This window comes from Limnofasciculus baicalensis BBK-W-15, assembly GCF_024178385.1.
GTDB classification, from domain to species: domain Bacteria; phylum Cyanobacteriota; class Cyanobacteriia; order Cyanobacteriales; family Coleofasciculaceae; genus Limnofasciculus; species Limnofasciculus baicalensis.
Window position 1 is genome coordinate 1 of the sequence record NZ_JAMZMM010000201.1, and the last position, 11,013, is coordinate 11,013.

Genomic DNA, 11,013 nt, shown 5'->3' on the forward strand with positions numbered 1-11,013 from the left:
CTGGGGGCTAGGGGTTGAAGGTAAGAGGTGATTATGGGTGAGTGGCTATCGGTTAAAATCGATCTAATTTCTCTTGCCCCTGACCTCTTACCTCTTTTAACCTAAACCTAGTTCCCGTTTCAGGAGACTAATGGACTTGCTACCAATATAAGTCTCACTACAAAATATTTTAGGGGCGCGAATTAAGTCGTCTCTAGCATCACTAATTGCCTGTTTCACGGTGGGATAACTAGCTTGATCGCTAATAATAGTTTTAGCAGTCCGGACTAAAGCCTTAAGTTTATACCGATCGTGAACCTGCGCTGTCATTACCAGCAAGTCATCCCCGCGCAAACTGTGGATGAGTACTTCGGCAATCCCGAGGATACCCACACTCAGACTAACGCAACCCAAACAACTACCTTTGGGAAGACTTTTGACGATATCGATTTCTGGGACATAATCGTGGATATCAACAGGAATCACCCGCACAGCTTTGGGAGCCGCAATTTCTTCGGCAAGCTTGATGAAATAGCGATTAGTCACTACCGTGCCAGAATTAGTCCTTTCTAGGGTTTGAGCAAGTTCTTCCATTGGTACTAACTGTACAGGAATTCCCAAAGCAGATTCTAACTCTTGCGCCATCAACTCTCCAGCACCCATATCGCGCGACTCAACCGTAACCAGGACTCTAGCACTACAACGGAGCCGCCAGTCTATTTCCGCCAGAAATAACTCCCTCGCTTGAGAGAGGGAACGCCCTTGCCCTAAAAGTTGATCTAGACTCTCTTGTACCACTTTCGATGCTTCGGGATACTGTTGTAGCAGGGGAGAGCCATGGGCACCTGCTTCATGTCCTTGTGCCTTGACATAAATACCCGAGCCTGCCATAGATTCTACCAGTCCAGTCTCTTCTAACTGGCGGTATACTTTACTGATTGTATTGCGATGTAAACCAGTCTCCATCGCCAGTTGACGGGTACTGGGCAATTTATGTCCAGGGGGATATTGCCGAGATGCGATCGCAAACTGTATCTGATCGAATAGTTGTTTTGATGCTGGGATTTCGCTATCACTTTGAATCCGATATTGAACCATCTCCATCTCTCCTTCTCTAATCTCTATTAATTAAAAGTCAAAATTACCATATTTTTATTTGTCAATAATTTACTTCGTTACTCCATCTGACATTTCCCCTTACCTCTTCTATTATGAATGAACATAGACAGAAAATACTTCCGCCAATTATAACTTTAAACGAAAGAGGCAAAATGTTTTATGATTACAGATAAAGAATAAAGGATCGAGGCTAAAGGATGACAGATAGAGAAATTAAGACTGATTGGGTGAAAATTACCAACGATACTCTGGAAATAGCAGCTTACCTGGCAATCCCTGTAAGTGATGAACCTTGTCCAGGAGTAGTGGTATTCCAGGAAATCTTTGGTGTCAACGATCACATCCAGGATGTGACGCGAAGACTTGCCAAAGAAGGCTACATCGCTATTGCACCAGCCCTTTATCAGCGCCAAGCTCCCGGCTTTGAAACCGGATACACTCAAGAAGATATTAAAATTGGCAAACAATATAAGGAACAAACTAAAGCAACAGAAATTCTAGGAGACATTCAGGCAACAATTGATTACTTGAATGGCAAAACCCCAGTAAAACCGGGCGCTATTGGTTGTATCGGCTTTTGTTTTGGTGGTCATGTCGCCTATCTTGCTGCTACCCTACCTAATATTAAAGCCACCGCTTCCTTCTATGGTGCAGGAATTACGACGATGACTCCTGGCGGCAGTGTTCCCACAATTACTTGCACTAAAGATATTAAAGGTATAATATATCTTTTCTTTGGCATGGAAGATAATAGTATCCCCGTGGCACAAGTAGATGAAATTGAGGCACAACTAGAAAAATACCAAATTATGCACCAAGTATTCCGTTATCAGGGGGCAGATCACGGCTTCTACTGCGATCGACGCGCCAGCTACAATGAAACAGCAGCACAAGATGCCTGGAAACAGGTAAAGCAGTTATTTAAGCAAGAACTTCTGTAAGTCAGTAAACTAATTTTTTTTAATCTATTAACCGTCATGAATTCAAAAAAAACTCCTGCTCAAACCAGCAATCTATCCTTTTCCATGGATGATTTTGCCAAAGCCCTCGAAGCACAAGACTATGGGTTTAAAAAAGGAGAAGTGGTGCGAGGCAAAGTACATAACTACGAAACCAATGGTGCTTATGTAGACATTGGCGGCAAATCTCTAGCCTACATTCCAGGGAATGAAATATCAGCAAACTCCTCAGTAGATTGGACAGAAGCAATGCCATTAAATGAGGAAATGGATTTCTTCATTATCCGAGAAGAAGATGCTGATGGACAAGTTACCGTATCGCTGCGTCAGTTAGAAATTAAGAAACTTTGGGATGAAGTAGCCGTACTCCAAGAAAGTGGAAAATCATTACAAGTGCGAGTATCTGGCGTAAATAAAGGTGGGGTGACGGTAGATTTTCGAGGGCTGCGAGGATTCGTACCGCGATCGCACTTGAGGGAACGGGAAAAACTAGAATCCTTAATCGGTCAGGTTTTAACTGTTACTATACTAGAAGGAGACCGCGATCGCAACAAATTAGTCGTATCCCAACGAGAAGCAAGTCGTGCTGAGAGTTTCAGTCAGTTGGAATTAGGGCAATTAGTAGAAGGAAAAGTAGCAAGTATCAAACCCTTTGGCGTATTTGTCGATTTAGAGGGTATTACTGGTTTACTCCATATCAAGCAAGTCAGTCAGAGTATGGTAGCTTCCTTGACAACAGTATTTCAAATTGGTCAAATCATTAAAGCAGTGATTATTAATTTGGATGAAGGGCAAGGGCGGATTTCTTTATCTACTAGAGTGTTAGAAAATCATCCTGGGGAAATGTTGGAGAATATGTCTGATGTCATGGATAGTGCTGATGCCCGAGCAGAAAGGGCGAGGAAGAAGCTGTTGCAGGAATAAGTAATGGGCGAGTGGAAGCACCAGTTTTAATGGGGCGGTTTCAACCGCAGCTACACAGACAAAACCCGCCTGCGCGGGTTATTAATTAGTCTGCGCAGGGAGACTTGGGAAAGTGTAGCTGCGATTTCCAATCGCCCATGTTGGAAGGCGTGGAAGTTATGAGTTGCTATAACCGCCAGAGAATAAATTCTCTGTCTAATAGCTTAAGTCCATTAAAATGGACTAAACTCTGATTCAGTCGTCTTTAGACGACTTTAGCTATTAGACAGTGGTTTTAACCACTGGCGGGCTGTTGCGACGGTGCAAGATGGAAATAAAGATCTACCTCAGCTTGATGTCCTTTCATAAAATATATTGATCCAGGCTAATTCAATTGTAACTCACAAACGGCGCTATAATCCCCCTTTTTAAGGAGGATTTAAGAGGATCTCAACTCTCCCCAACAAAGTCAATACAATTGTCAAACACACCCTGGCACTAAAGTAGATAACCACCAACCTACCGAGAGAACATGTTAGAATCTTGCCAAGGTGCAATCCATCCTTTTTCTCCGTAAACTAAATAAACTAAGATCTAATATTGCCAAGCAAGAGGTGAAACCATGTCCATGTTCAAAAAGCTTTTAGCCAAAGTTGGGATTGGGGCAGCAACTGTTGATACACGTCTAAACCAGGATTCCTTCATTCCCGGCGAAATAATCGATGGGGAAGTCTATATTACCGGGGGAGATGTGGAGCAAGATATTAAGGAAATCCACCTATATATCGCCACCCAATACAAGCGAGAAGTTGATGACACCACCGTGACAGAAACCTGTGAATTAGTAAAATATTGCCTCTGTGATACCTTCACCATCGCCGCCCAAGAAACGAAAGCGATTAGCTTTTCCATCCAGCTTCCCTATCAAACACCACTAACAGTGAAAAACCAACCAGTTTATTTGCGTACAGGATTAGATGTTGCCCTCGCTATCGATCCAAAAGATATCGACTACATTCATGTATCCCCCCATCCTTTAATGGACTTAGTAATAAATAATATCAAAAATATTGGCTTTCAACTCCATGAAGTGGATTGCCAGTACAATCCCCGTTTAGGAGGTAATTATCCCTTTGTCCAAGAATTTGAGTTTCGCCCTACAGGTAAATACAGAGGAAAGTTAGATGAATTAGAAGTTATCTTTTCTCTAAATGCCGATGAGTTAAAAGTAAACCTGGAAATCGACAAACGGGCGCGAGGTTTGGGCGGTTTTATTGCCGAAGCATTTGATGCAGATGAAAAGCGAGTTCATCTGATCGTGACACCAGATTACCTACACCGTAGTGACGATTTAGAAGCAATTATTGATGGAACACTTCAAAAGTATATATAACAGGAAATCATGACTATTCTCTATGAAGATCGAGCAGACTACTCAACCTCAAGTAATCGCAGTATAATATATATAAGGAAGCATCTCCTCTGACAAGAAAACTAATGAGGAGAATTAAAACAATGGGAATTTTAAATTTAGAGCGGCATCATAACACATCGCAGCAGCGTCAAGCCCCCCTTACCCGCAAAGAATTAGCCATTTTGCGCTTAGGATCGGCTTATGGATTCTCCAGTGAGGGTATTGCTAAATTAATCTTAGGATTGAGAAAACGCCAAGAGCGCGATCGGAAATTGAACCAAACAAAGATTATTGACAAGCTGGTTAACCCGTTAGTAGAGATTATCTAATAAGAGGTAAGAGGCTAGAAGTAAGATGCGATGATTAAGGTAAGTTTCTATCTAAATTACATGTAATTTAAAGGAGGATGGTAATAGAAAGCAACTGCTAATATAAAGTAAGTCGCGAGGAGTAAAGTTCCATCCAACCAATTAGAACGACCACCAAAGCTAATCAGATTACTGACAATAACAGCGATCGCAACCGCCACAACTTCAAATGGATTAAAATTGAGATCGATTGGTTGCCCCACAAATTGCCCGACAAGGACCAAAATTGGCGCAACAAATAAAGAAATAAGTAAACTATCACCCATGGCGATGGAAACCGTTAAATCCATTTTATTTTTGATAGCTAATCGGACAACTGTCACATAGCCCGCTACATCACTAATCAAGGGCAGCAAAACCACGCCTGTAAAGAGTGGTGTTAGTCCGAGTCGCTTAATTTCTGATTCGATGACATTGACAAATAGATCTGATTCAAAGGCAACAGTAAGGGTGGTAGCTAACAATACTATTAGCCAAAATGATAACTTGTTTTGGGGTGTATCTCCAGTCAATTCATTAGTTGCTTCATCCATTCCTTCATCTGCTATCCCAATGTCGTAAAGGTAGCTGTGGGTTTTGAGCGAAAATAGCAGCGTTAGCCCGTAGACGAGAATCAAGACTGTTGCTACAATAATGGAGAGATTGCGAATCGCAGTAGAATCTACTATTTTGGAGGTGTTAATTACCATTGTCGGGAGTGCGATCGCAGTTACAGCTAATGTCATAGAAGAGCCATTAACTCTCGCAAAAATCGGCTTAAATTTTTGCTCTTTATAACGTAGTCCCCCCGCTAGCATCGCCAACCCTAACAGTAGCAACAGCGCATTGATAATACTACCCGTAATACTAGCTCGCACGATATCCACCAGTCCATTTTTCAGTGCCACTAAAGCAATAATTAGCGTCGTGGCGTTGCCAAAAACTGCATTGACTAAGCCTCCAATAGATGGCCCAGTCACCACCGCAATCTTTTCCGCAGCGATACTCAGCCAAATGGAGAGGGGAATAATCGCCAGTATCGATGTCATCAAAACCGCAAATTCACCCCATCTCAAGAAATCGGCAGCGATTGAAAAGGGGACGAAAATTAGTAAAATTAGGGGAATCAGGGATTTATTGACCATAGCTGTTAAATAGGAGTAAATTGACTTTACCTCACTTATCGCCACTAGTAAAATAATAATTATGATTGACCAAACTTGGTACGAGCGAATTCCAGGAGTCCCCGAACAAATCTCAGCGGGTGGCATCGTTGCACGCCTAGAGAATAACCAGATTTATGTAGCCTTAGTACAAGAAAATAACAGGACCGAATATGTCTTGCCCAAAGGACATGTCGATCCAGGTGAAACTATTGAAGAAGCAGCCAAGCGAGAAATAGCAGAAGAAGCAGGATTATCAAACTTACAACTCATCGCTCCTCTAGGCGTGCAAGAAAGACTAGACTTTCGGAAAAGAAGTTGGAAAAAAATTCACTATTTTCTATTTATCACCGAGCAAGTAGAAGGTATTCCTACCGATCCTTACATTCATTATAAGCTGGACTGGTTCCCCCTCGAGCAACTCCCATCATGCTTTTGGCCAGAACAAAAAGAACTAATTGAAACAAACCGCGATCGCATTATTGCACTTGTGATAAACTATCCGGAAGTAACCGAAGCCATCACGTAGAAATATAAGGAGATTTTTCCGAGAAATCAGCTATGACTGATAACTATTCCCAGATGAACTTAACTCGTCACACCCATTCCCAACTTGCCGATATCGTATCAGGTTTCAAGGCGGTACTAATCCAATCCGGTATTCCTGAAGCTACAACTATTGAATGTACCTTTGTCAATCGCAAGTTAGAGTCAGAAGACTCTAGCGTCTTGCCTCAAGGATGTAAATATAAATGCTGGTACAATCAATCCAAAAATTCAACTCAGTGTGGCATCGTCTGTAGTGTGACAGCCTAAATCCCAATCGATTGGCAAGAACTTCATCAAATCTTCACATAATAGGGGGTGACACCCTTCACCCCCAAATAATATAATGGTGTATGTAGATGCACCCTGATAGTCTGGAGAGTCGCCTCGTGTGGCTCTCTTATTTTTTTTTGGAGTAGGGAGTAGGGAGTAGGGGAGAAGATTTTTAACTCAAAACTCAAAACTCAAAACTCAAAACTCCTAATTCCTCATTCACCCCATCAGAATCACCGTATCAATAACATGGATAACCCCGTTATCCGCCTCAATATCGGGCGCTAAGACAGTAGCATTTTTCACCTCAAACCCATCAGAACAATCAATTCTAATCGCAGATCCCTCAACAGAAGTCACCGAATCAACCGTTGCCAAATCCGCTTGGGTTAACTTACCCGCGACGACATGATAGGTAAGAATCCGCGCCAGTTGAGGAATATTCTGAAGTAAGGTTTGGATTGTCCCTGGTGGTAACTTAGCAAAAGCCTCATCATTCGGGGCAAAGACAGTAAAAGGACCAGGGCTTTTGAGCGTCTCTACTAAGCCAGCAGCTTGGACAGCAGCTACCAGCGTATTAAAAGAACCCGCACCAACTGCAATATCAACAATATCAGCCATCTATTTCAACTCATCCGATCAAAAATTATTGTAACCGTTTCATGAAAACAAAGACTCACCAGATCAGCCGTGTTTTCCATGGCAATAATGCAAAGTTTTTACCAAAAAATAACCTTTCCTACTATTCATCATCCCCTACTGTGACGAACTCCTCGAACCCCTACCGCCATCAACAACTAACAACCGCCGAGTAATGGTAGTCATGCCATTGGCTCGAATTAACACGGCTGAAATCCAGCGATTTTCTTTTGTTACAGGTGCTTTCCCCTCCTTAAAAAGTCCACCTCCTGGCAATAACTCCAACTCAAAGTCAGAAGGTTGGCTATAGCGCTCCGGAGTAATCGGTTCTTCTATCGCCGTTCCCAATAACATATCATTCCCTAAAGGTTCCTTGACGATCGCATCAAAAGCAAAAGGCTGATTAACAGACACCTGCTCTGGTAAATTAACCTGTACTGTGGGTGGATTAGAGCCGGAAACGATCTGAGACGCTTCTGCTAAAATTTCTGAGTAAACGATTTTTTGACCTTCGTAACGCTGGCGCGATCGCAAAGTAGATTCCAATTTCCCTTTCATGCCGTTGCTTGAGTCACTCCCAGTAATGTATGTAATCGTTTCGGCTACAATAGCATTGCCCTCATTCTGCCAAGACTGGAGTTCCGTGCGGTAGTTTAACTGGGGATAATGTTCCCAGAATTTTTTGAGGACTTCTTCCATCGCCGAGCGATTTAAGCCATCGCCATTCTTGAAATTGTTACCATAGAACTGCATTACACCAGAAGCATCCCGCCGATTCGCTGCCGCATCGATTTGGGAAAGGGCTTCTTTCAGGGCTGGCGGTGCAGTTTCGGCTGTTTCGGCTTTGACAGGATCAGCCGAAGCCACAGTTAGACTGAGGGTTAATAGAAAAAATATTGACCTGTGAGGCGACAACAACTTCGCTTTTGTGCTAGAAAACTGGGAAAGGAGACCGAGTAAGTTTAGCGGATTGACCATGGGGGGTATCGTAGAAAATAGTTTAATCGCAGAAATTGGTCTTTAAATGGCGGTTAAGATGCTATTGTCGCCAATTTGCTACTGATTGATTTTAGCTTTGGATCGCAGTTACCTGTAGGAGGATGAGAAACCTTGGATAAAATGCCGAAGCGCTTACTGATTGCCGCTAGTGGTACTGGAGGACATATATTTCCCGCGATCGCACTAGCCCAAAAGTTACCCGATTATAAAATTGGTTGGCTGGGTGTCCCCAACCGAGCGGAAAAAAACCTCGTCCCTCCCCAGTATTACATCCACGAGATCGAAGCTGAAGGCTTTCAAAAACCCTTTGGTTTAGGTACATTACGCACCTCCCTGGGCTTACTCTGTTCCATTTATAAGGCATGGCAAGTCCTGATCGATGGTCCTTTTGAGGGACTCTTCACCACTGGCGGTTATATTGCTGCACCCGCAATTATTGCCGCACGTTTACTTGGTTTACCAGTAATTCTACACGAATCTAATGCGATTCCCGGCAAGGTAACTCGGTTGCTTGCTCCATTCTGTACTGCGGTGATCCTGGGTTTTGAAGATGCTGCTAAGTATCTACCCCTAGCCAAAACCCTCACTGTGGGTACACCAGTGCGAGGCAGTTTTTTTGATAAAAAGAAGCTAGATTTACCCATTCCTGAAGATGTCCCTTTGGTTGTAGTTGTTGGTGGTTCCCAAGGCGCTGTTGCTGTGAATCAACTGGTGCGTCAATGTGCCAATACTTTATTTGAAGCGGGTATCTGGATCGTTCATTTAACTGGGGAAAACGATCCAGATGTTGGGAGTTTACAACATCCTCAATATATCCAAATGCCCTTTTACAACGAGATGCCAGCGCTGCTACAACGCGCTAATCTGGCAATTAGTCGTGCTGGTGCGAGTGCCTTAACAGAATTGGCGATAACTAAAACGCCATCTATTCTCATTCCCTATCCTTATGCGGCAGAAAATCACCAAGCTTATAATGCTGCTGCCTTTGTTCAAGCTGGTGCGGCTGTAGCTTTTCTTCAGGAAGAATTAACACCTGAAATCCTATCAAGTAAGGTTTTGGATTTATTAAATTCTCCCGAGCTTCTCAAACAAATGACTGGCAGCGCGATTCATTTGGCAAGACAAGATAGTACGGAGCGTTTGAATATTATAGTACGTTATGTTATGGATGGAAAGAAAATCCCAAAAATTAATAATTAATATCCAATTGCCCTCTAACCTAGAATTTGTAGAGCAGGCATCTCGCCTGCTTAAATACAAAAATATCAAAAAGTGTCCATTATTCTAGCTTTCCCAATAAAAGAACAATTGGCTCTAGCCCATTGTTCTTAATGGGCTAAAGCCAATTGTTCTTTATTCATGGGCGAGGAGAGACTCGAACTCTCACGACCGGAGGCCGCCACATTTTGAGTGTGGTGCGTCTACCAATTCCGCCATTCGCCCTTGGAAGTCATTTCACCATTATACACGATCTGCGCCTGATGCAACAAAGATTGATAATTTTGAGAACTAGCCCAACGATCGATCTCTCTAGCACGTAGCACGGGAACGGGATGAGACAGTTGCGCTGTCTGGGTTTGCTTGAGGAGTTGACCCAACTCTGTATTACTAATATTATCGTAAGCTCTGGCTTGATCGATGAAGGCATCAAGGTTGAGTTGTGGTGCTAGAGTCGGGGAACCACCTGCAAGTTTCATCAAGACAGACATGACGACTCTGGGGTTTTGAGTTGCTAAAAGTGCAGCGCGATCGCAAGAAAATTCTGCACACCGCAACCAGTTGAGGAGTTGTTCTTGAAGATTTTGAGCAATTACCGTGCCCCAAATGGGTAGGATACTCGCCGCCAAGATCATAATATTAACAGGGGTGAGGTAAACCCCATGTTCGCACTTCAGGTGACCTAGTTCGTGAGCGATAACCGCCTGAATTTCTTCTGGTGTCAGGATATCGATTAAGGATGTGTGGAGTACAATGAAGGGTTGCTTACCCCGCATTGCCAGAGTATAAGCATTGGGTGCGGGATTTTGCTGGACGTAAAGCTGAGGTGGCTCTAAATCGAGAACTTTGCAGGCTTCTAAGAGCAGGTTATGGAGGTGCGGCAGTTGGTTTTCCCCAACTAAAACGCTGGCGGCGATATTATTTAGGTAAAAAAACTGTTCTGCTAGGGAGCCGAGGAGATTCCGTACTATCAAGTCAAGTCCAGGTATTTGCTTGAGGGCTTGAGTAGCTTGAAAATCCAGGGGATGACGGAATTGATCGGCTTTTAGCCCTAGTAGGAGTGTTTTGGGAAATGTCATGGGAACAAATATAAATTAAGAGTTGGCTAGCTATTGATATATTGACGTACTGATACTTTTAATCCAGACAATTTCAGACATTCTGCGATCGTCTCAATGTAACACACTCATCAGATATAGCGCTTCTCGCTGGTATATTTATAGTACAAATGCTCTAATGCACTCCAGATCGAGCATCCATTTTTAACTGTGTAACCACACCAGCGCGGACTGCTATACATCTGAGAGGATGGTCTTTTGGAGCTTGTAGTTTAAATAGCTTGGTTTATACTATAGAACAGAAGTAATTGTCAAGTTAACTTGACAATTGTTTACAATTGTTATAGCAACCGCCAGGGCGGTTAAGACATTCTCAGTTCCTGAAACCATTGATTT

The 11,013-nt window shown here is 43.0% G+C and carries 12 protein-coding genes and 1 tRNA gene; 7 read left to right on the plus strand and 6 right to left on the minus strand.

What is annotated here, in order from left to right:
* Nucleotides 1-96: 96 nt before the first annotated feature.
* Nucleotides 97-1,077: a GntR family transcriptional regulator gene (locus NJ959_RS18410; protein ID WP_254013196.1), complete on the minus strand. Its 981-nt coding sequence runs from the start codon at nucleotides 1,075-1,077 to the stop codon at nucleotides 97-99.
* A gap of 218 nt (nucleotides 1,078-1,295) precedes the next feature.
* On the opposite strand from NJ959_RS18410, the gene NJ959_RS18415 reads away from it, so the two are divergent.
* The 4 genes from NJ959_RS18415 to NJ959_RS18430 all read left to right on the plus strand — a co-directional run bounded on the left by NJ959_RS18415 (nucleotide 1,296) and on the right by NJ959_RS18430 (nucleotide 4,703).
* Nucleotides 1,296-2,039 carry a dienelactone hydrolase family protein gene (locus NJ959_RS18415; protein WP_254013197.1) on the plus strand — a complete coding sequence of 248 codons (744 nt, stop codon included), beginning with the start codon at nucleotides 1,296-1,298 and terminating at the stop codon, nucleotides 2,037-2,039.
* 36 nt (nucleotides 2,040-2,075) lie between these two features.
* Nucleotides 2,076-2,981 carry a S1 RNA-binding domain-containing protein gene (locus tag NJ959_RS18420; protein ID WP_254013198.1) on the plus strand — a complete coding sequence of 302 codons (906 nt, stop codon included), beginning with the start codon at nucleotides 2,076-2,078 and terminating at the stop codon, nucleotides 2,979-2,981.
* Between the two features lie 601 nt (nucleotides 2,982-3,582).
* The gene (locus NJ959_RS18425) at nucleotides 3,583-4,353 is read left to right on the plus strand and encodes a sporulation protein (RefSeq protein ID WP_254013199.1); all 771 of its coding nucleotides are present in this window, start codon (nucleotides 3,583-3,585) and stop codon (nucleotides 4,351-4,353) included.
* A gap of 104 nt (nucleotides 4,354-4,457) precedes the next feature.
* The gene (locus tag NJ959_RS18430) at nucleotides 4,458-4,703 is read left to right on the plus strand and encodes a hypothetical protein (protein ID WP_254013200.1); all 246 of its coding nucleotides are present in this window, start codon (nucleotides 4,458-4,460) and stop codon (nucleotides 4,701-4,703) included.
* A 56-nt stretch (nucleotides 4,704-4,759) separates the two neighbouring features.
* On the opposite strand, the gene cax is transcribed toward NJ959_RS18430, so the two are convergent.
* Nucleotides 4,760-5,866, minus strand: coding sequence for a calcium/proton exchanger (gene cax / locus NJ959_RS18435; RefSeq protein WP_254013201.1), 1,107 nt, complete (start codon nucleotides 5,864-5,866; stop codon nucleotides 4,760-4,762).
* Nucleotides 5,867-5,927: 61 nt separating this feature from the next.
* Here cax and NJ959_RS18440 point away from each other — a divergent pair, with 61 nt between their 5' ends.
* Nucleotides 5,928-6,413 (plus strand): NUDIX domain-containing protein, encoded by a 486-nt coding sequence (locus NJ959_RS18440; RefSeq protein ID WP_254013202.1) that lies wholly within the window; start codon nucleotides 5,928-5,930, stop codon nucleotides 6,411-6,413.
* A 32-nt stretch (nucleotides 6,414-6,445) separates the two neighbouring features.
* Nucleotides 6,446-6,700 carry a hypothetical protein gene (locus NJ959_RS18445; protein WP_254013203.1) on the plus strand — a complete coding sequence of 85 codons (255 nt, stop codon included), beginning with the start codon at nucleotides 6,446-6,448 and terminating at the stop codon, nucleotides 6,698-6,700.
* Between the two features lie 222 nt (nucleotides 6,701-6,922).
* Here NJ959_RS18445 and NJ959_RS18450 read toward each other — a convergent pair whose 3' ends face one another.
* Nucleotides 6,923-7,324, minus strand: a complete 402-nt coding sequence (locus NJ959_RS18450; protein ID WP_254013204.1) for a fasciclin domain-containing protein — start codon at nucleotides 7,322-7,324, stop codon at nucleotides 6,923-6,925.
* Nucleotides 7,325-7,459: 135 nt separating this feature from the next.
* A complete protein-coding gene (locus NJ959_RS18455) occupies nucleotides 7,460-8,209 on the minus strand; it encodes a DUF8623 domain-containing protein (protein ID WP_254013205.1) in 750 nt (249 codons plus the stop codon).
* Nucleotides 8,210-8,461: 252 nt separating this feature from the next.
* Between NJ959_RS18455 and murG the strand changes: the two genes are divergently transcribed.
* The gene (gene murG / locus NJ959_RS18460) at nucleotides 8,462-9,541 is read left to right on the plus strand and encodes an undecaprenyldiphospho-muramoylpentapeptide beta-N-acetylglucosaminyltransferase (protein WP_254013206.1); all 1,080 of its coding nucleotides are present in this window, start codon (nucleotides 8,462-8,464) and stop codon (nucleotides 9,539-9,541) included.
* A 160-nt stretch (nucleotides 9,542-9,701) separates the two neighbouring features.
* Here the strand turns inward: murG and NJ959_RS18465 are convergent.
* Nucleotides 9,702-9,784 (minus strand) — tRNA-Leu (locus NJ959_RS18465).
* On the minus strand, nucleotides 9,763-10,638 hold the full coding sequence (locus NJ959_RS18470; RefSeq protein ID WP_254013207.1) for a M48 family metallopeptidase: 876 nt from the start codon (nucleotides 10,636-10,638) through the stop codon (nucleotides 9,763-9,765). The genes NJ959_RS18465 and NJ959_RS18470 overlap by 22 nt, the downstream gene beginning before the upstream one ends.
* Nucleotides 10,639-11,013 lie beyond the last annotated feature (375 nt).